This is a genomic window from Erwinia phyllosphaerae (genome assembly GCF_019132875.1).
Taxonomy (GTDB): Bacteria; Pseudomonadota; Gammaproteobacteria; order Enterobacterales; family Enterobacteriaceae; genus Erwinia; species Erwinia phyllosphaerae.
On the sequence record NZ_JAHSPF010000019.1, the window covers coordinates 15,378 to 35,192 of the forward strand.

The window sequence follows — 19,815 nt, forward strand, 5'->3', positions numbered from 1 at the left end:
GGGTAGACGTAGAAAGGGATTACTACGAGTCACCCAGAAGCGCTCCACCTTGTAAATCGTTCAACCGGTGAACGATCCTGGTGACAACCCAGAGGATTCAGCCCCTGTGGTCGATACGCCCCATACCGCATGGTTTGTACCTCGGCGTCGCTCCCCCTGATGTGTTATCACTGGATTCGGTTCCTCCCACACACTGCCTGGGCGACGCGCCTCTTCTGGCCTGCGCATCAGATGCGCAGCTAGCCGCCCAGAAATACCGGGTTATTGGGTCGCTGTCAATCCCGGGTAGTGGCGGATTCTTCATTTTGTACCACGGCGATGACCGTGCAGGGCAGTTTTGGCGCGTTTCCGTCGCACATTTTCAGCTTGCCGTGCTCATCCTGGATAAAGAGTAACAGCGCCGTCTGATGCTTTTCCAGATATTCCTGCCAACCGAAATTTTCATTCAGGCTGGTGGCTTTAATCACGCCACCTTTTGCCAGCAAACTGCTGAGGCGCGCATAGGTATGTTCCTGGCTAAACAACACTTCATGACGGCGGAAGCGCGGGCTTTCACTGTCGCGACGGCCTTTCAGCGCGGCGCCAGAGCGAATCGCCGCCACGTTGTTATTGCCAAAAATATGGCTGAAGTGATAGACGGCCAGCGCATTCTGATGGCGGTTAGGCGAAAGGGCGAGCACCTGCGCCGTTTCGCTGAGATCGAGAAAGTTTTCGGCATGATCTGACCAGGCATTGCCATAATAGGCCGGGATACCTTCCATGCGCGCCAGCCGGTAATATTCCCAGCTACTGTCCGTGACCAGAACAGGCAGGTCCAGCTTTTGCAGCGCGGCGGCCAGAGCGCGGGCAACGCTGTTGGCGCCAATAATCAGAATTCCTCGCGGTTCACGCTGCTGTACCCGCAGCGCGCGCGCCAGAAACGAACTGGTCAGGCTTTGCAGTACCACTGTGCCGATAATCACGGCAAACACCACCGTGACCAGCCTGCTGGCGCCTTCATAACCTGTTTTCTCCAGCGTTAAGGCAAACAGCGAGCTGACCGCCGCCGCCACGATCCCGCGCGGAGAAATCCAGCTCAGCAGTAGCTTATCGCGCCACGGCAGCTTCGAGCCCCATGTGGAAAGCAGGATACAGAGCGGGCGAGCGATAAACTGCACTGCCAGCAGCAGACCTACCAGCGGCCAGCCCATTGCTATCAGCGCGTTAATATCCAGCCTCGCCGCCAGAATAATAAACAGCGCGGAGATCAGCAGCGCCGACAGCTCTTCTTTAAACGCGATAATCTCGCTTAAATCTACGTCGCGCATGTTTGCCAGCCAGATGCCCATCACCGTGACGGTTAATAGACCCGATTCGTCGGCAATGGCGTTAGACGCGCCAAAAGCGGTCAGCGTTACGGCCAGCACCGCAAAGTTTTGCAGATAGCCCGGCAGCCAGACGCGTTTTAAAGCCAGCCCCATCAGCCAGCCAAACAGCGCGCCGCCGACGGTACCGACCACTACGGTGACGCCAAAAGTCCAGAACAGGTGCGTTAATGACTCTGCTTTTTGCTGTAGCACAATAAATTCAAAAACCAGCAGCGTGAAAATAGCGCCGACCGGATCGATGACGATGCCTTCCCAGCGCAAGATCTGGTTAATCGCTTTGTTAGGGCGCACCACGCGCATCAGCGGGGCTATAACCGTCGGGCCTGTCACTACGGTGACGGCACCAACCAGTGCCGCCAGCTCGGACGGGAAGCCAAGCAGCAGCCAACAGGTTACGCTGACCACCAGAAACGTGGCCAGCATACCCACCGTCACAAGGTTACGTACCACCTTGCCCAGACCGCGAATTTCATCGAAGCGCAACGTTAATGCGCCCTCGAACAAAATGATGGCGACCGACAGGGACACCAGCGGGAACAGCAGCGAGCCAAACAGCGCGTCCGGCTGCAGGATATGGCCTACCGGCCCCAGGAGAATACCGAAAATCAGCAGTGGCAAAATGGCCGGCAGACGCAGCAACCAGGCCAGCCACTGGGCAACCAGCGAGCTTAATCCAATGATAACCAACAGAAGTGGCGCAGAAAGCTCCATAAAATTTTTCCTTTCAACCGCAAGAATAGTCATACTAAAACGCATCGGGCATTAGCCCGCCGCCTGAATTATAAATAGCTCCGGGCAAAAGAGAGGAAAACTTCTCCTTCGATAGCCACCACCTGTTGCAGGGAAAGGCGAGCGGTTAACGCGTAACAGGTACCATGGCGTCCGGTCTGTTTTACGGTTCTTAAATAAAAAGAGTGTGTTGCTATGAAAAATATCAATCCGACACAAACCGCTGCCTGGCAAGCGCTGCAGCAGCATTTTGCAGAGATGAAAGAAGTAGAAATTGCCGACCTGTTCGCTAAAGACAGCGATCGGTTCAGCAAGTTCTCCGCCACCTTTGACGATCAGATGCTGGTGGACTTCTCGAAAAACCGCATTACCAGTGAAACGCTCGACAAGCTGCAGGCTCTGGCGAAAGAGACTGACCTGCAGGACGCGATTAAATCGATGTTCTCCGGCGAGAAGATCAACCGCACCGAAGACCGCGCCGTGCTGCACGTTGCTCTGCGCAACCGCAGCAATACGCCGATTGTCGTCGATGGCAAAGATGTTATGCCGGAAGTGAATGCGGTGCTGGAGAAGATGAAATCCTTCTCTGAACGCATTATCAGCGGCGAATGGAAAGGCTATACCGGCAAAGCGATCACCGATGTGGTGAATATCGGTATCGGCGGTTCCGATCTGGGGCCGTTTATGGTCACCGAAGCGCTGCGTCCTTATAAAAATCACCTGAATATGCACTTCGTTTCTAACGTTGACGGCACGCATATTGCGGAAACGGTTAAAGATCTCAGCCCGGAAACCACGCTGTTCCTGGTGGCCTCTAAAACCTTTACCACTCAGGAAACGATGACCAACGCCCACAGCGCGCGCGACTGGTTCCTGAAAACGGCTGGCGATGAGCAGCACATAGCGAAACACTTCGCCGCGCTTTCCACCAACGCTAAAGCGGTCGGCGAGTTCGGCATCGATACCGCCAACATGTTTGAATTCTGGGACTGGGTTGGCGGCCGCTATTCGCTCTGGTCCGCTATTGGCCTGTCGATTGTTCTGTCCATCGGTTTTGACAACTTTGAGCAGCTGCTGAGCGGCGCCCACGCGATGGACCAGCATTTTGCTACCACGCCAGCAGAGAAAAACCTGCCGGTGATCCTGGCGCTGATTGGCATCTGGTATAACAACTTCTTTGGTGCCGAAACCGAAGCGATCCTGCCTTACGACCAGTACATGCATCGCTTTGCTGCTTATTTCCAGCAGGGCAACATGGAGTCGAACGGTAAATATGTTGATCGCAACGGCAACCCGGTGAACTACGAAACCGGCCCAATTATCTGGGGCGAACCCGGCACCAACGGTCAGCATGCGTTTTATCAGCTGATCCACCAGGGCACCAAGCTGGTCCCGTGCGACTTTATCGCGCCAGCCGTCAGCCATAACCAGCTGGGCGATCACCACGCCAAACTGCTGTCTAACTTCTTTGCGCAGACCGAAGCGCTGGCTTTTGGTAAATCGCGCGAAGTGGTAGAGAAAGAGTTTGCGGATGCAGGCAAAGATGCCAAATCCGTTGAGCACGTTGCGCCGTTCAAGGTATTCGAAGGCAACCGCCCAACCAACTCGATCCTGCTGCGTGAAATCAATCCGTTTAGCCTGGGCGCGCTGATTGCGCTGTATGAGCATAAAATCTTTACCCAGGGTGCCATCCTGAACATCTTTACCTTCGATCAGTGGGGCGTTGAGCTGGGTAAACAGCTTGCTAACCGTATTCTGCCTGAGCTTTCCGGCAGCGAGCCGGTGGCGAGCCACGACAGCTCTACCAACGGCCTGATCAACCTCTATAAAAACTGGCGGTAAACTGACGTTACAGCAGATAAAGCTGGTGGTATTTCCACCGGCTTTTAAGCTGTTAGCAAAAGACAGGCACGGCTGGTACGCGCATCGCATGCCAGCCATGCTCTGAAGTTTTCTACAGGCTGCTTTTAAATTAGATCCACGCTTAACTATCTCTGGTCCTGTTTGACAAGGTGACGATGAGCGTGAGCCTTGTAGGATAAAGCGTAAGAGCGTCGCTGCTGGCCGTTTTCCCTTCCGAATATTGTTAAAAAAAACAGAGCATGGCTAAGGAAATTCTTAAAAATTAGCCGAATGAAAGATTTTTTTACAAGATTAGTCTGAAACTGATACTGCGTTATTTCATGCGGCTACAGGTTACAATGGTGTTAAGGTCATGAAAAATGGCAACTTTAACGCTAATGCCGCTTTGGCGGGCTGTTTCCCGGTAAATTCCCCGTCTTAATCAACATTGGCAGTGAATGGCGCTAACTTGCTGCGTTATGGCAGCGATAAATAGCAATATCGTGCGTTTATCGCTTTATGCCTGTCTTATATTCCTGAAAATGTTTCTTTTTTGTGTCACGGAACTCTCGCCGAACGTCCTCTCCCTTGTTCTGAATTCTGGTAATTTATTGCCTTATAATGAGCCAGCCTGAAACCCTTCAGGCAGGTTATCCATTCATTCTGTGAAGGGGTTTTTATGAAAAAAGTCTTATGTGCTGCTGCAGCTGTAGCGTACTTAGCGACTGCTTCCGTCGCGTTTGCCGCGCCTGAAGAAGCGGGTGCCGCAGCGGGCACCTCGGCCGGTACGCTCTCCTCCGGGACGACGACGGCTGTCGGTATCGGTGCGCTTGGCGCGCTGGTTGGCGTAGCGCTGGCAGCAAGCAGCGGCGGCAATGGTTCTAACACCGGAACCACCACTACGACAACGACGAGCACCACTCGTTAAGTGCAGTAAATTAATCATAACCACACGTTTGTGTGGTTATTTTTTACATTGTCAGACTTGATTCAGGGACTTACACCAGTGCGCTACCTACCACTGCTATTTTTATGCCTGCTTGCCCAGGGCTGCACACAAACACAAAAAGGCCTGGGCGAAACGGTAGAGCTGGCTCTGCTCGGGCCGGACGACGTCGAGGTCACGGCGGAACAAGTTGAAAGCCTGCCATATGCCAGCATGTATCTTCGCGTTAATCACGGCCAGCGCATCTTCGTGGTGCTCGGCTTTGACGAAAACGGCCAGCAAAAATGGATTACACGCGACCGCGCTATGGTGGTCACGGAGCACGGTCGCGTAGTGAAAACACTGGGGTTAACAGATAACCTGCATGAGGTTACCGCTCTTGCTCAGGATCCGTTGAGCAATCCGCTGCAGCTGACGGAAGGCGCCAGCTGGACTCGCCAGCTGAGCTGGTCAGAAGCGGGCCGCTTCCGTTCGGCCACGGCGGTGTCGCACTTCACGCGTCTTCAGGATGCCGTGCTGGATATTGCCGGACATAACGTAGCCTGCCGAGTCTGGCGGGAAGACGTGACCACCGACGGCGAATCCTGGCACAACACGTTCTGGATCGACGCCATCACGGGTCAGGTTCGCCAGTCGCAGCAAATGCTGGGCGGCGACGACTTCTCTGTTGAAACCACTATCCTGAAGCCTGCGAAATCATGAAAAAATTAACCTACCTTCTCGCAGGTCTTGCTGCCTGCGCGGCAAACGTGCACGCCGAAAGCCAGGTGACCGTCTTCTATCCGGGCCAGAGTGAAACCGCGCTGGTCAGTCACGCACAGAATTTATCACAGCTGGTCGCCAGCCCGGCGCTGGCCGGAAAAACATGGTGGCCCGGCACGGTAATCAGCGAAAAGCTGGCCACTGCCGTTGCGGTACAGCAGCAGCAACAGCTGCTGGCTCGGCTTAAAGGCTGGAGCGCGGAGCTGCGTGCTGACGACGACGGCGAAAAAGCTGCGGTAGTCGACAATCTTTATCAGCAAATAGCCGCTATTAAAGTTACCGGCCGCCAGATGGCCAATCTCGATCCGGACTGGGTACGCCTTCGTCCTGAAGAGAACCGCCGTCTGGAAGGTGACTACAGCGTTTATACGCTACAAAAACCTACCAGCCTGACCATTGCGGGCGTCGTTAGCAGCACCGGAAAAACTACATGGGTGCCGGGACGCAGCGTAGTGGATTATCTGGATGCTCACGAGCATCTGGATGGTGCAGAACGGAATTTTGCCACGGTAATTGCGCCTTCTGGCCAGACGAAGCAGGTACCGATCGCTTACTGGAACCGCCGCCATGTTGAACCCGAAGCGGGCAGTATTATTTACGTTGGCTTCTCATCGTGGTCGTTACCAGGCGGTGAGGGAGACCTTAATCAACAAATTATTTCCGTTTTGACGCACCGGGTGCCTGACTGATGAAAAAAACCTATCTTCTCAGCCTGCTGGCGATTTCCGTCGCCTGCGCGTGTCAGGCTCAGGCCGAAACTTTTCCGGATCCGGTCGGGCCGTCGCAGTCCGATTTTGGTGGCGTCGGCCTGCTGCAGGTCCCTACTGCCAGAATGGCCAAAGACGGCGAGTTCAGCCTCAACTATCGCTATAACGATCAATATCGTTTCTATTCTTCTTCGGTGCAGCTGTTCCCGTGGCTGGAAGCAACTATCCGCTATACCGATGTTAAAACCCGTCAGTACAGCAACGTGGCAAGCTTCAGCGGCAGCCAGTCTTATAAAGACAAGGCGTTCGATCTGAAAGCGCGGCTGTGGAAAGAAGGCTACTGGCTGCCGGAAGTCGCCGTTGGCGCACGCGATCTGGGCGGTACTGGCCTGTTCGACAGCGAATACTTCGTGGCGACCAAAGCCTGGGGCCCGTTTGATTTTACCCTCGGTCTGGGGTTTGGCTATCTGGGCAACAGCGGTACGGTGAAAAACCCGTTCTGTGAAGCGGACAGCAGCTACTGCTATCGCTCTGACAGCAGCGGGACGGCGGGTTCGGTTAGCGATAAAGACCTGTTCAGAGGTCCTGCGGCCATCTTTGGCGGTATTGAATATCAGACGCCGTGGCAGCCGCTGCGCCTGAAGGTCGAGTACGAAGGTAACGACTATCAGGATGATTTCGCCGGTCGCCTGGAGCAGAAAAGCAAGGTTAACGTCGGCGCAATTTACCGTATTACCGACTGGGCCGATGTAAACGTCAGCTACGAGCGCGGCAACACGCTGATGGCTGGCTTTACGCTACGCACCAACTTCAACGATCTGCATTCAGCATCGGTTGATGTGCCTAAGCCTGCTTACCACCCGCAGCCGCAGGGCGAGTTCCTGGAGCAAACGGTAGTGGCAGATCAGCTGACGGATCTGAAATACAACGCCGGCCTGGCCGGACCGAAAATTCAGGTCAACGGCGACACTATGTATGTCTCCGGCCAGCAGTCAAAATATCGTGATACGCAGGAGGGTGTCGAGCGTGCCAACCTGATCATGATGAATGCGCTGCCGCAGAACGTCAGCAAGCTGAGCGTGACCGAAACTCGCGATGGTATGCCGCAGGTTACCACGGAAACCAGCGCTGACAGTCTGCGCCAGCAGCTGGAAGGTTATCCGCTGGGCAAAGAAAAAGAGCTGGATCAGAAGCGAGTAGAGCCGGTCAGTCCGGGCCATACCGAGCAGGGCTATTTTATTGATGCGGATCGCTTCAGTTTTAACCTGTCGCCGGTGCTTAATCAGTCCGTTGGCGGTCCGGAAAGCTTCTACCTTTACCAGGTTGGCGTGATGGCCAGCGCCAGCTACTGGCTGACCGACCATCTGTTAATTGACGGCAGTGTTTTTGGCAACCTGGCGAACAACTACGACAAGTTTAGCTATAACGGCGCACCATCCGACTCTTCGCTGCCGCGCGTGCGTACGCACATTCGCGATTACGTTGAAAACAACGTCTATGTGAATAACCTGCAGGCCAACTATATGCACGAGTTGGGCAATGGTTTCTATGGTCAGGTTTATGGCGGCTATCTGGAAACCATGTACGGTGGCGTGGGTGGCGAGGTGCTTTATCGTCCGCTCGATTCTGACTGGGCGGTTGGCGTCGATGCCAACTACGTCAAGCAGCGCGACTGGGACAACATGATGCAGTTTACCAGCTACAACGCGAAGGTTGGCAATCTGACCGCCTACTGGCGGCCATCTTTCTTCGACCATCAGGTGCTGGTGAAGGCGAGCGTGGGTCAATATCTGGCTGAAGATAAGGGTGCAACTATCGATGTTTCCCGCCAGTTCGACAGCGGGGTAATTGTGGGCGCTTACGCAACGAAAACTAACGTCTCGGCAGAAGAGTACGGCGAGGGCGACTTCACCAAAGGCTTCTACATTTCTATTCCAATGGATCTGTTTACCGCGACGCCAACGCGTGGCCGTGCGCAGGTTAACTGGACGCCGCTGACGCGCGACGGTGGACAGATGCTGGGCCGTAAATACCAGCTGTATGACATCACTACCGATCGGGATAAAAACTTCCGCTAAGGTGCAAAAGGGACGAATAATTTCGTCCCTTTTTTTATGCGTGATGCCTGCCCGCGTCCGGTAGTCGGTATGTGGCTGACTGGCGACTTTTTAAAGCAAAACTTGTGAAGCTGCTCACACTAAAGCATATTGTGGCGGTCAGGATGGCTGACGGAAATATGTGTTTGCAGAGGATGTTAATGATGAACGCCACGCGTATCGCCTGGTTATTACAAATGGTTTTGAATGTGGGACTGATTAGCCTGGCCTGCATTCTGGCGGTGTTTCTGGGAAAAGAGACGCTGCATCTGGCTAACGTCCTGCTGAATACCGGCGAGCAGACCTCTTCCTATCTGCTGATCGAAGGTATCGTCATCTACTTTCTTTATTTCGAATTTATTGCGCTGATCGTGAAGTATTTTCAGTCCGGCTACCATTTTCCGCTGCGCTACTTTGTTTATATCGGCATCACCGCGATTATCCGGCTGATCATCGTCGATCATAAAAACCCGTTTGATACGCTGGCCTATTCCGTCGCGATTCTGATTCTGGTAGTCACGCTGTGGCTGGCTAACAGCAACCGGCTAAAGCGCGAATAGCGGCAGGTAATTGCAGATCTTCCGGGTACAAAAAAACCGCCATTAACGGCGGTTTTTTTGTGCTGGTCAGGTTAAGCGGCCTTACCAGCAATGTTGATTAACGCAAGCGCTCTCAAGCAGCAATATAGTGTGCCTTCAAGTGCTGTATGTCAAGTGTACGAATTGTTGGTTTGGTGTACAATTCCCGCGGCCCTTTTCGCCGCCTTAAGCAAGCGGGCACCGGATCAGGAAAAGGATTTCCAACGGCCGTAAGCGTAAGCGTTCTCAAGCGCTTGCATTCACGCTGTCAGCTCCGGTGGTGGCATGGTGAAGCGGTCTTATCAGGGCCGCACAATGAAACGGTACTTTTGTATTGTGCTCATTGTTTCTGGTGCGCTGTGGTCATCCGGAAGTGGGAACTGGTCAATTTCCAGTAACTCGTTCACGGTGATCGTCAACGTAGCAGGCAAGTAAGCCAGGAGACCGTCCTGCGGGACGGTTTTCCGCTTCGCCTTTCGGTTAAAATTCTGTTTAACGTCTTTTGCCTTGCGCTACAGGTGGCCGGCTAAAGCGCGAATAGCGGCAGGTAATTGCAGATCTTACGGATACAAAAAAACCGCCATTAACGGCGGTTTTTTTGTGCTGGTCAGGTTAAGCGGCCTTACCAGCGATGTTGCGTCACGAAACTAACGTAAGCACACCCATGCAGCAACATAGTGTGCCTTCAAGTGCTGTATGTCAAGTGTACGAATTGCTGGTTTGGTGTACAATCCCCGCGGCCCTTTTCGCCGCCTTAAGCAAGCGGGCACCGGATCAGGAAAAGGATTTCCAATGGCCGTAAGCGTAAGCACACCCATGTGCTTGCATTCACGCTGCCAGCTCCGGTGGTGGCATGGTGAAGCGGTCTTATCAGGGCCGCACAATGAAACGGTACTTTTGTATTGTGCTCATTGTTTCTGGTGCGCTGTGGTCATCCGGAAGTGGAAACTGGTCAATTTCCAGTAATTCATTCACGGTGATCGTCAACGTAGCAGGCAAGTAAGCCAGGAGACCGTCCTGCGGGGCGGTTTTCCGCTTCGCCTTTCGGTTAAAATTCTGTTTAACGTCTTTTGCCTTGCGCTACACTAGGGCACCTTATTTAACTGTCCGGAGAAGCGCAATGACCGATGCCGCGCTAACACAGTTGCGCGCCCTTGAGTGGCTCCCTCTTTCTGCACCAGCGTTGACCGCGCCGCTACTCGACTGGCTGATGGAAGAAGACTCCATGACCCGCCGTTTTGAGCGCCATTGCCAGAAAGTGACGGTGAAAATCCTGCGTGAAGGCTTTGTCAGTGCAAAAGAAGCAGGTGACGATGCCGGGCTGCTGCCTGCGGAGTCGCGCTACTGGCTGCGCGAAATTTTGCTGTGCGGTGACAACGAGCCATGGCTGGCCGCCTGCACGCTGTTGCCCGAATCCACGCTGCACGGGCCGGAACAAAAGCTACAGCAGCTTGGCACTCAGCCTTTAGGTCGCTATCTTTTCGCTTCTTCAACGCTAACTCGTGATTTTATCGAACCGGGAAGAAGCGATGACTTATGGGGACGTCGCTCACTGCTGCGCCTTTCCGGCAAGCCGCTGCTGCTGACCGAACTGTTTTTACCGTCCGCGCCGCTTTACGCGTCAGCGCAGGCTGAAAGGAAGATGTAGCATGGAGAAATCTCTGCAGACAAGTAAGCTTCAGGCCTATAGCCGCCTGATGCGTATCGATAAACCTATTGGATCGCTGCTGTTGCTGTGGCCCACTTTTTGGGCACTGTGGCTGGCTGGTTTGCGTATTCCGCCTTTCAACGTGCTGATTGTGTTTGTGCTGGGCGTCTTTTTTATGCGCGCGGCGGGCTGCGTGGTAAACGATTTTGCCGACCGCAAAATTGACGGTCATGTAAAGCGCACTCGCGCCCGCCCGTTGCCAAGCGGCGCGGTAACCTCGACCGAAGCCAAATTATTGTTCGGCGGGCTGGTGCTGGTGTCGTTTTGCCTGGTGCTGACCATGAACCTGATGACGATTCTGCTGTCATTTGGCGGCCTGGCGCTGGCGTGGATTTATCCCTTTATGAAACGCTATACCCATCTGCCGCAGGTAGTGCTGGGTGCGGCGTTTGGCTGGGCAATTCCAATGGGATGGGCCGCCGTTAGCGAAACGGTGCCGCTAACCTGCTGGCTGCTGTTCTTCGCTAATATCTGCTGGACGGTGGCGTACGATACGCAATACGCGATGGTGGACAGAGATGATGACCTGAAGATCGGCGTGAAGTCGACGGCAATACTCTTTGGCCGTTTTGACAAGCTGATTATCGGGTTATTGCAGCTGGCCACGCTGGTACTGCTGGTGGCTATCGGTCAGCTGATGCAACTGGGCATGCCGTTTTACTGTTCGCTGGCAGCAGCCTGCGCGCTGTTTATTTATCAGCAGAAGCTGATTAGCGCCCGCGATCGAGATGCCTGCTTTAAAGCGTTCCTGAATAATAACTATGTAGGGCTGATACTTTTCGTGGGTATCGCACTGAGCTGCGCGCCTTTTTGATAGTGTTGATGAAATAAAAAAGGCCAGTATCTCGCTGGCCTTTTTTTATCGCTGAACTTATCCGTGGGTCAGCGCGCTTTCAATCGTCATACGCACTTCCTGGCTGATCAAATCAGCCAGCATCTGATAAACCTTATGCGTTTGCTCATAATGCGCATCGCCGCTATCGCTGATATAGCCTTGATCGCGTAGCGTTAGCACCAGTGTTGAAAACACAGCCTTATCAAAGAACTCCGGTGCGTTGATGCCGTGCAGCACGGAAAGACGCTGCGCCATCGTCCGGCTCTCTTTCTCCAGCGTACCGCGATTAATCGACGGATTGGCACTAAGAATAGAGAAGGTGATGGCATAACGCTGCAATGTCTCACGCACGCCAGCCGCCAGCAGCTGCAGCGTATGGAAACGGGCAGGGCTAAGGCGCAGCGTTTGCGTGTGCTCGTCGGCGGTCAGCAAGCCCTGACGGGCCATTTCGCTGACCAGCAAATCCAGCACGCCCGGCAGCTCGTCTTTTTCCCAGTGCAGGAACAGCTCGCTCTTCAGCATTGGATAAATCACGCTAACCTGGCGCAGCAGCTCGGCGCGCGTCAGCTCCTGATGCTGCATCAGGATCACCGCAATCACGGAAGGCATTACCAGCATGTGATGAACGTTGTTGCGGTAATAGGTCATCAGTACCGCCTGCTCGCGCGGCAGTACAATGATCTCGCCGATATTATCCTGCTCGATTTCAAACTTATTCATGCTTAACGCATGATCCAGCAGCGCATCCGGCGTCATGTCCGGCACGGTCGAATCTGGCGAATAAGGGACGTTGCGCAGCAGCTGAATATAGCAGTCAAGCTGTTCGACCAGCTGCTCGCGGGTCAGCGAGCGCTGACGAGAAGCCAGCAGGGCAGTAACGCACAGGTTCATGGCGTTAGCCGCACCCGCGTTATTGATCCGCACCATTACGCGCTGGGCGATATCGTTTACCGCAGGTGTCAGCCAGGCCGGGCGCTGGGACTCGATCGGATCGATAGAATCACGCCATTCGGGCACATGTTTATTAAGGTAAGTAACCAGCGGCAGCGGTTCGCCAAAGTTCACATAACCCTGGCCGAGATTACGCAGCTTGCGCAAGCCGCGCACCATCTGCATAAAGCCTTCTTTCTCTTTAGTTGCGCCGCGCAGCTCCTTCGCATAGGTGCCCACTTCCATTACGTGCTCGTAGCCAATGTAGATAGGCACTAACGTAATCGGACGGTTACCGCCGCGCAGCATCGCCTGGATAGTCATCGACAGCGTGCCGGTTTTCGGATCAAGCAGGCGGCCCGTACGTGAGCGACCGCCTTCCACAAAGTATTCTACTGAATAGCCTCGGGTAAACAGCTCGCCCAGGTATTCGCGAAATACGGTGGAGTAAAGCTTGTTGCCTTTAAAGGTACGACGAATAAAGAACGCGCCCAGACGACGGAAAATCGGGCCGGCTGGCCAGAAATTCAGGTTGATACCGGCGGCAATATGCGGCGGCACCAGCCCCTGGTGATAGAGCACGTAGGAGAGCAGCAAATAGTCCATGTGGCTGCGATGGCACGGTACATAGACAATCTCGTGTCCGTCCTGTGCCAGCTGCCGCACGCGTTCGCCGCCGTTAACGTTAATGCCCTGATAGAGCTTGCTCCACGTCCAGCCCATAATTCTGTCGGTCAGACGAATCGCCTCGTAGGAGAAATCAGCCGCCACTTCTTCCATCAGCTCAACGGCATTCTGCTGCGCTTTTTCATGGGAGATTTTCTTGCTGCGCGCTTCATCCTCAACGGCTTTTGCAATCGCTTTAGACTGCAACAGCTTATTGAACAAATCCTGACGAACGGGCAGGCGCGGGCCAATCGCCGCCAGGCGCTGGCGGGCAAAATGCATTCTGGCTACGCGTGCCAGCTTCTGGGCGATAGTTTTATCCGTGCCGTGCTCTGTTGCCATCCGGCGTAGTGACACCATCGGTGAAAAGCGCACAAAGCTGTCGCGTCCCAGCCACAGGACGGCGATAAACTTCTGGATACCGTTTAATACGCGCAGATGCGGCTGGCTTTCGCCCTGAACTTCGCGGCCTGGTGCGCGGCCAAACATCACCGCAACGGGTACCATCTGCACATCAAGCAGAGGATGACTACGGTGCAAATCCAGATAGTCATGGAACGTTTTAACGGATTCCAGATTCGGCGCATAGTAAGGAAACACGCGCGGGCCATCGTGGATAAACACGTAACGCGGCAGCAGCGTACCGTCGATTTCCAGCGGATCTAAGGGATCGGGAAGATCTTCTTTGCGGCACTGCTCGCGCAACGCCAGCAGATCGGCCTTTGAATCATACGGTAGTACATACATAATAGGGCGCGACGTATCGAGCCCCAGTTCAGCGACCGGCTCGGCGGGGATCGCCTTACTCTTTACCAGCATTTTTACCGGTAAATTCAACAATTTATAATATAATTTACGCCAACCTGACATAGACAACATGAAGCCTCTCGTTAGCAAAGCGCCGCAAGCATACCAGAATCCTTGCATGAGATCTGTGATGTTACAAAATGTGCGCTACCCTGACATTGACGTTAAACATTACAAAGGGTTCCCTTGATATGACAAATAACGCCGTCGGTATCACGCGGATTATCAAAGCTGCCGGTTATTCGTGGAAAGGATTACGAGCGGCATGGCAGCATGAAGCCGCTTTCCGCCAGGAGCTGGTGGCAGCAGTGATTGCGGTCATTATCGCCTGCTGGCTGGACGTCAGCGTACTGGCAAGAGTCATGATGATCGGGTCCGTCGCGCTGGTGATTATCGTCGAAGTGCTTAACAGCGCCATTGAAGCCGTGGTCGACAGGTTGGGCAACGAGTTTCACGAGCTGTCCGGACGCGCCAAGGATATGGGTTCGGCGGCGGTGCTGCTGGCTATCTTGCTGGCCGTTTTCGTCTGGCTGAGCATATTGCTTTCACGCTGAACGCCCGTAAAGTAATTGTCGTTTTTTGCACAGCTTAAGGTTTTCAACGGCGAAATACCTGTATATACTTACAAGTGACTGTATAAACAACCAGGGGGCGGGATGAAAGCACTAACGGCAAGGCAGCAACAGGTTTATGACCTGATTCGCCAGCATATTAACCAAACCGGCATGCCGCCGACGCGGGCAGAGATCGCTACGCAGCTCGGTTTCCGTTCCCCGAATGCGGCTGAAGAGCACCTTAAAGCGCTGGCGCGCAAGGGCGTTATCGAAATCGTTTCCGGTGCATCTCGCGGCATTCGCCTGATGATGGAAGACGAAGACGGCCTGCCGCTGATTGGCCGTGTGGCTGCGGGCGAACCGCTGCTGGCGGAACAGCACATTGAAGGACATTACCAGGTCGATCCGGATTTATTCAAGCCGGGTGCGGACTTCCTGCTGCGCGTTAGCGGCATGTCGATGAAAGACATCGGTATTATGGATGGCGATCTGTTGGCCGTACATAAAACGCAGGACGTGCGTAACGGTCAGGTAGTGGTTGCGCGTATTGATGACGAAGTTACCGTCAAGCGACTGAAAAAGCAGGGTAACATCGTTCATTTACTGCCGGAAAACAACGAGTTCCAGCCTATTGTGGTTGACCTGCGTCAGCAAACCTTTTCAATTGAAGGCCTGGCGGTTGGCGTGATACGTAACGGTAACTGGCTCTGAGCCACCGCTTCTGATGATTTCTCCACGCGTCGTTTCTATAACGGCGCGTTTCGGCTTTCCTGAGTTTCAGATCTTCTCTTAGCAGCACAGATTTTCCTTTCTTTTAACACGGCATTTGACCGTGACTGCCATCCCCGTGTTTGCTGTACTGCTACTGCCGTCTTTCTTAATGGCTGCTGTCTCCACACGTCGTACATGCTTGTTACCTTTGCTTTCACACCGCTTCGCTTTTTTTTGCTGGTCGCCATGCAAAACCGCCATCATCTACTACAATTATTAGTACGTTAAGCATTTAGGCAGCGTTTTATGTTGCTGTCAGCCGTTTTGCTGTAACGATAAGCTGTTATCACCTAAGGTTCTAAGTTAAGGAGAGACAAGATGAATAAAGACGAAGCCGGCGGTAACTGGAAGCAGTTAAAAGGTAAAGTGAAAGAGAAGTGGGGCAAGCTGACCGACGATGATATGACCATCGTTGAAGGCAAACGCGATCAGCTGGTAGGTAAAATCCAGGAACGCTATGGCTACACTAAAGACCAGGCCGAAAAAGAACTCGGTGACTGGGAAACGACGAATAAACATCGCTTCTGAGGATGTTAAGTAAGTCGCTGGCAGGCTAAATAATCAGTCTGCTTAACAAGGGTGGTGCTTACGGCACCGCCCTTGTTTGTTTATGGCGTTTGGCACGTCATTGACACTGGTCAGACATGGCTTAAATATATTTGAAGGGTTAGCTGCTTAGCGGCCACGCTTTTTGGCAACCACCGTATGATCGTGCTGGCACTCATCCTGGTGCTGACAGGCTTCAACTTCAACGCAATTAAGGCACAAACCGTGTGCTTCAATAACGCTATTGGTCAGCGCAAAACCCGTGCTTTTTGCCAGTGACTTTAAAATAGCCTCTACGCCTTCGGCATGTTGTTCAGTCACGGCCCCGCAGCGGTCGCAGATTAGCATCGCCGAGGTATGTGAAGGCTCTTCAAAGTGATGGCACACCACATAGCTATTGGTCGACTCCACCCGATGCACAAACCCCTGCTCCAGCAGAAAATCCAGCGCGCGATAAATCGTCGGCGGCTTGGCCTGTGGTTCGCTTGCGCGTAGCAGGTCCAGCAGATCGTAAGCGCTGATTGCGCCGTGATGCTGGCTCATTAGCCGTAGCACTTCCAGACGCTGAGGCGTCAGCCTGACGTTGCGCTGCTGGCAGATAGACTCTGCCTGCGACAGGATTTTTTCAGGACTGTTTATCTTCATAGCTCTCCCCAGGCCAGCTTAGAACGTTATGTTATCACAATGCTGTTAAAAACGCCGCGCTTCCGCGTGGTCGAAGGCTGCCTTGCTCATCTTAAGATCCCTCTCTTGCCGAACGCGAAATTATCAGGCTTTTTGCAGGGTATTCCTGTATTTATCATTCAACCCTACGATGAGAGAGGCTGTACCAGTCAAAAATCAAGGAGATGGTTGTAATTAGCGATATTTTATGTACATTTACTTAAGTAATTGTTAATAATTTTGGTGGTTACAGGGAAATACTGGCTCTGCTTTAAGGCAGCTAACAGATTAAAAGAAGCGCAATGCGTAGAAAAACCACACTATTTTGGTTTAGTTCCGGGCAATGGCCATTTGACTTAAGGTTCATTATGCAGGCAGTCATCTTCGGCGCGCTTCAGGCGTTGTCTCCTTTTTGAAGGGTTCAAGGTAAATGGTCAAAAAAACACGTAAACTGAGCAAGCTTCCCCGTTCGATTGCTTTTCCCGTCCTGTTTCTGGCACCGCTGAGCGCGCTTGCCGCCGGTAATTATTACGATGCCCGTAACGATGCAATGGGTGGAACGGGCGTGGCTTCATCAACTTATGGTACGGCCGTGCTGGCTAACCCGGCGCTGATGACCAAAGCCCAGCCGGATGACGATGTCAGTATCATTCTTCCCGCCGTTGGCGCGCAGCTGACGGATAAAAACAAGCTGATTGATAAGGTTGATGATTTAACCGACAGCGTTGATAACTATCGCGATATCGCCAACCAGGGGATCTTTAGCCTCGCTGATTACCCGCGGGTACAGTCTGCCGCAGGCGATCTGGCCAACCAGCTACGTGGAATTAAAGGCAGTAAGGCCTGGGCGACAGCGGGCGCAGCCGTTGCCGTGACCGTACCTAATGAAGTTTTGCCTTTCGCCTTTGTAGCAAAAGCCTACGGTACGGCTCACGTTGCGACAGATATTAGCCAGAATGATATTAATTACCTTCAGGGTATAGCTGACGGCACCCGCATCCCACTGCCGGGCGATCAGAGCTCACTGACCTCGGCAGCGTTGGGACGTGGTGCGATCGTTTATGACTATGGCGTTGCCGTGGCGCACGAATTTAATATCGCCGGGCATCCGGTTTCTTTTGGGATTACGCCGAAGATTCAGAAAACTTATCTCTATAACTACAGCGCTTCTGTTTATAACTACGATAAGTCGGACTTTACCAAAGGCCGTTATAAGAATTCTAACACCGGCTTCAACATGGATGCCGGTGCCGCCACCGATTTGGGCGATAACTGGACGCTGGGTTTAAGCGCGCAGAACCTGATTGCACGCGATATCGATACCCGTGAAGTTAACGGCTATAAGGATACCTACCAGATCCGTCCGGTCGTAACGCCTGGCGTTTCTTACCACACCGAGCGGCTGACGGCGGCGCTGGATGTCGATGCCACGCCAACTAAACGCTTCAAAACGGTGGAAGATAGCCAGTATGCGGGTATAGGTGCGGAATATCGTGTGCTGAGCTGGTTACAGCTGCGTGCAGGTTATCGCGCCGATATGAAATCTAACGACACTAACGTTGTTACCGCCGGTTTTGGTCTGTCACCGTTTAATAAGGTGCACCTGGATCTGGCCGGTATGCGCGGCAACGACAATACCTGGGGTGCCGTGGCGCAGCTTAACTTTACGTTCTGAGTCTCCTTTCGGGCGCATCCCGGTGCGCCCGCATCGTCCGCTTAGCGATTGCGGGCAGTCATGCTATCATTGCGCACATTATCGTCATTTGTTAATCAGAGTTTTTGCGCTTTATGACCCATAATTTACCCGCCCACCGTTTTTCCGTTGCGCCAATGCTGGACTGGACCGACCGTCACTGCCGCTATTTCCATCGTCAGCTGAGCCGCGAGGCCTTGCTCTATACCGAGATGGTGACCACCGGCGCCATTATTCATGGCAAAGGCGACTATCTGGCGTGGAACCAGCAAGAGCAGCCGGTCGCGTTACAGCTTGGCGGCAGCGATCCGCTTGCGCTGGCGCAATGTGCCGAACTGGCGCAGGCTCGCGGTTACAAGGAGGTTAACCTGAACGTCGGTTGTCCTTCAGATCGCGTACAGAACGGGCGCTTTGGCGCTTGCCTGATGGGCGAGGCCGCGCTGGTGGCGGACGCGGTGAAAGCAATGCGCGATCGCGTGTCGATTCCGGTTACGGTAAAGACGCGTATTGGCATTGATGACCAGGACAGCTATGCGTTTCTTTGCGATTTTATTCGTCAGGTTTCGGAGCAGGGCGGCTGCGAGATGTTTATTATCCACGCGCGTAAAGCCTGGCTTTCTGGCCTGAGCCCGAAAGAAAACCGTGAGATCCCACCGCTGGACTATGAGCGTGTTTATCAGCTTAAGCGCGATTTTCCACACCTTACTATTTCCATTAATGGCGGCATAAAATCGCTGGCGGAAGCGAAGGTGCATTTGCAACATGTGGATGGGGTGATGGTAGGTCGCGAAGCCTATCAAAATCCGGGGATGCTGGCGCAGGTCGATCGCGAGCTGTTTGGCAGCGATATTCCTGCTGTCGATCCGGTGGCCGTGGTACGTTCAATGTATCCTTATATTGAACGTGAGCTGGCGCAGGGAACCTATCTGGGACACATTACGCGGCATATGCTTGGTTTATTCCAGGGTATTCCGGGTGCGCGTCAGTGGCGGCGTTACCTGAGCGAAAATGCGCATAAAGCGGGTGCGAACGTCGAAACGGTAGAAGCGGCGCTGGCGCTGGTAGCGGATAAGGTGCCGGCCGGGGTTTAACGGAGTTGCTGGCCTGTGGTATCGGTGAAAAGGCCGTGAAAGTGGCTCAGCCGCTGTTACTGTCGCTGTGGTACGGGTGACGGGCAGCAAGGGCCGCCGGACCGTTGTTACTGTTGCTGTGATATCGGTGAAAAGGCAGCAAGGGCCGCTGGACCGCTGTTACTGTTGCTGTGATACCGGTGAAAAGGCAGCAAGGGCCATGCGGAACACGGACACGCCGTAAACCCGTCCCTGGGGGCTTGTTTCGCGCGTCCATGCGCGAAAACAGTCCGCTTATCCGCATGGCCCTTGCTGCTGGTCAAGCGGCTGAGTCGCTGTAAGTATTAATGTGGCATCGCTGTTAGCCTGTAAATCGTTATGGGCGCTGTAGCTCTTGTTACTAATCAAGCGGCTGAGTCGCGGTAAATATCAATGTGGCATCACTGTTAGCCTGTAAATCGTTATGGCGCTGTAGCTCTTGTTACTGGTCAAGCGGCTGAGTCGCTGTAAGTATTAATGCGGCATCGTTATTAGCCTGTAAATCG

16 protein-coding genes and 1 riboswitch are annotated in these 19,815 nt (G+C 53.6%); of the genes, 13 read left to right on the plus strand and 3 right to left on the minus strand.

The window, feature by feature from the left end; all coding sequences use genetic code 11:
* Positions 1–29 precede the first annotated feature (29 nt).
* A riboswitch (Lysine riboswitch) is annotated at positions 30–223 on the minus strand.
* 52 nt (positions 224–275) lie between these two features.
* Entirely contained in the window at positions 276–2,078 is a 1,803-nt protein-coding gene (locus KUE00_RS21215; protein WP_246762382.1) for a cation:proton antiporter, read from the minus strand.
* Between the two features lie 213 nt (positions 2,079–2,291).
* On the opposite strand from KUE00_RS21215, the gene pgi reads away from it, so the two are divergent.
* The 8 genes from pgi to ubiA all read left to right on the plus strand — a co-directional run bounded on the left by pgi (position 2,292) and on the right by ubiA (position 11,549).
* On the plus strand, positions 2,292–3,938 hold the full coding sequence (pgi, locus tag KUE00_RS21220; protein ID WP_246762383.1) for a glucose-6-phosphate isomerase: 1,647 nt from the start codon (positions 2,292–2,294) through the stop codon (positions 3,936–3,938).
* Positions 3,939–4,617: 679 nt separating this feature from the next.
* The gene (gene yjbE / locus KUE00_RS21225; protein ID WP_246762385.1) at positions 4,618–4,866 is read left to right on the plus strand and encodes an exopolysaccharide production protein YjbE; all 249 of its coding nucleotides are present in this window, start codon (positions 4,618–4,620) and stop codon (positions 4,864–4,866) included.
* Between the two features lie 78 nt (positions 4,867–4,944).
* Positions 4,945–5,586 carry a YjbF family lipoprotein gene (locus tag KUE00_RS21230; RefSeq protein ID WP_246762387.1) on the plus strand — a complete coding sequence of 214 codons (642 nt, stop codon included), beginning with the start codon at positions 4,945–4,947 and terminating at the stop codon, positions 5,584–5,586.
* Positions 5,583–6,335 carry a capsule biosynthesis GfcC D2 domain-containing protein gene (locus KUE00_RS21235; RefSeq protein ID WP_246762394.1) on the plus strand — a complete coding sequence of 251 codons (753 nt, stop codon included), beginning with the start codon at positions 5,583–5,585 and terminating at the stop codon, positions 6,333–6,335. The genes KUE00_RS21230 and KUE00_RS21235 overlap by 4 nt, the downstream gene beginning before the upstream one ends.
* Entirely contained in the window at positions 6,335–8,431 is a 2,097-nt protein-coding gene (locus KUE00_RS21240; RefSeq protein WP_246762396.1) for a YjbH domain-containing protein, read from the plus strand. Before KUE00_RS21235 ends, KUE00_RS21240 begins: the two co-directional genes overlap by 1 nt.
* 179 nt (positions 8,432–8,610) lie before the next feature.
* Entirely contained in the window at positions 8,611–9,009 is a 399-nt protein-coding gene (gene psiE, locus KUE00_RS21245; protein ID WP_246762398.1) for a phosphate-starvation-inducible protein PsiE, read from the plus strand.
* Positions 9,010–10,147: 1,138 nt separating this feature from the next.
* Positions 10,148–10,675, plus strand: a complete 528-nt coding sequence (gene ubiC, locus KUE00_RS21250; protein WP_246762402.1) for a chorismate lyase — start codon at positions 10,148–10,150, stop codon at positions 10,673–10,675.
* A 1-nt stretch (position 10,676) separates the two neighbouring features.
* The gene (gene ubiA, locus KUE00_RS21255; protein WP_246762403.1) at positions 10,677–11,549 is read left to right on the plus strand and encodes a 4-hydroxybenzoate octaprenyltransferase; all 873 of its coding nucleotides are present in this window, start codon (positions 10,677–10,679) and stop codon (positions 11,547–11,549) included.
* Positions 11,550–11,606: 57 nt separating this feature from the next.
* Here ubiA and plsB read toward each other — a convergent pair whose 3' ends face one another.
* Positions 11,607–14,036, minus strand: a complete 2,430-nt coding sequence (plsB, locus tag KUE00_RS21260) for a glycerol-3-phosphate 1-O-acyltransferase PlsB (RefSeq protein ID WP_246762409.1) — start codon at positions 14,034–14,036, stop codon at positions 11,607–11,609.
* Positions 14,037–14,164: 128 nt separating this feature from the next.
* Between plsB and KUE00_RS21265 the strand changes: the two genes are divergently transcribed.
* From KUE00_RS21265 to KUE00_RS21275, 3 genes are all read left to right on the plus strand, one after another.
* A complete protein-coding gene (locus tag KUE00_RS21265) occupies positions 14,165–14,527 on the plus strand; it encodes a diacylglycerol kinase (protein ID WP_246762412.1) in 363 nt (120 codons plus the stop codon).
* 102 nt (positions 14,528–14,629) lie between these two features.
* Complete coding sequence (gene lexA / locus KUE00_RS21270) at positions 14,630–15,238, plus strand: transcriptional repressor LexA (protein ID WP_246762414.1); 609 nt, start codon at positions 14,630–14,632, stop codon at positions 15,236–15,238.
* A 378-nt stretch (positions 15,239–15,616) separates the two neighbouring features.
* Positions 15,617–15,826: a CsbD family protein gene (locus KUE00_RS21275; protein WP_246762415.1), complete on the plus strand. Its 210-nt coding sequence runs from the start codon at positions 15,617–15,619 to the stop codon at positions 15,824–15,826.
* A gap of 147 nt (positions 15,827–15,973) precedes the next feature.
* On the opposite strand, the gene zur is transcribed toward KUE00_RS21275, so the two are convergent.
* The gene (zur, locus tag KUE00_RS21280; protein WP_246762426.1) at positions 15,974–16,483 is read right to left on the minus strand and encodes a zinc uptake transcriptional repressor Zur; all 510 of its coding nucleotides are present in this window, start codon (positions 16,481–16,483) and stop codon (positions 15,974–15,976) included.
* Between the two features lie 454 nt (positions 16,484–16,937).
* On the opposite strand from zur, the gene KUE00_RS21285 reads away from it, so the two are divergent.
* The gene (locus KUE00_RS21285) at positions 16,938–18,182 is read left to right on the plus strand and encodes a conjugal transfer protein TraF (protein WP_246762417.1); all 1,245 of its coding nucleotides are present in this window, start codon (positions 16,938–16,940) and stop codon (positions 18,180–18,182) included.
* Positions 18,183–18,295: 113 nt separating this feature from the next.
* Positions 18,296–19,291, plus strand: a complete 996-nt coding sequence (gene dusA, locus KUE00_RS21290; protein WP_246762424.1) for a tRNA dihydrouridine(20/20a) synthase DusA — start codon at positions 18,296–18,298, stop codon at positions 19,289–19,291.
* The last annotated feature ends 524 nt before the right edge of the window (positions 19,292–19,815 follow it).

Bases quoted from the DNA above. Each gene is read 5' to 3' on its own strand.
- KUE00_RS21215 (WP_246762382.1), bottom strand. From the start codon at position 2,078: ATGGAGCTTTCTGCGCCACTTCTGTTGGTTATCATTGGATTAAGCTCG.
- pgi (WP_246762383.1), top strand. From the start codon at position 2,292: ATGAAAAATATCAATCCGACACAAACCGCTGCCTGGCAAGCGCTGCAG.
- yjbE (WP_246762385.1), top strand. From the start codon at position 4,618: ATGAAAAAAGTCTTATGTGCTGCTGCAGCTGTAGCGTACTTAGCGACT.
- KUE00_RS21235 (WP_246762394.1), top strand. From the start codon at position 5,583: ATGAAAAAATTAACCTACCTTCTCGCAGGTCTTGCTGCCTGCGCGGCA.
- KUE00_RS21240 (WP_246762396.1), top strand. From the start codon at position 6,335: ATGAAAAAAACCTATCTTCTCAGCCTGCTGGCGATTTCCGTCGCCTGC.
- psiE (WP_246762398.1), top strand. From the start codon at position 8,611: ATGATGAACGCCACGCGTATCGCCTGGTTATTACAAATGGTTTTGAAT.
- ubiC (WP_246762402.1), top strand. From the start codon at position 10,148: ATGACCGATGCCGCGCTAACACAGTTGCGCGCCCTTGAGTGGCTCCCT.
- ubiA (WP_246762403.1), top strand. From the start codon at position 10,677: ATGGAGAAATCTCTGCAGACAAGTAAGCTTCAGGCCTATAGCCGCCTG.
- plsB (WP_246762409.1), bottom strand. From the start codon at position 14,036: ATGTCAGGTTGGCGTAAATTATATTATAAATTGTTGAATTTACCGGTA.
- KUE00_RS21265 (WP_246762412.1), top strand. From the start codon at position 14,165: ATGACAAATAACGCCGTCGGTATCACGCGGATTATCAAAGCTGCCGGT.
- lexA (WP_246762414.1), top strand. From the start codon at position 14,630: ATGAAAGCACTAACGGCAAGGCAGCAACAGGTTTATGACCTGATTCGC.
- KUE00_RS21275 (WP_246762415.1), top strand. From the start codon at position 15,617: ATGAATAAAGACGAAGCCGGCGGTAACTGGAAGCAGTTAAAAGGTAAA.
- KUE00_RS21285 (WP_246762417.1), top strand. From the start codon at position 16,938: ATGGTCAAAAAAACACGTAAACTGAGCAAGCTTCCCCGTTCGATTGCT.
- dusA (WP_246762424.1), top strand. From the start codon at position 18,296: ATGACCCATAATTTACCCGCCCACCGTTTTTCCGTTGCGCCAATGCTG.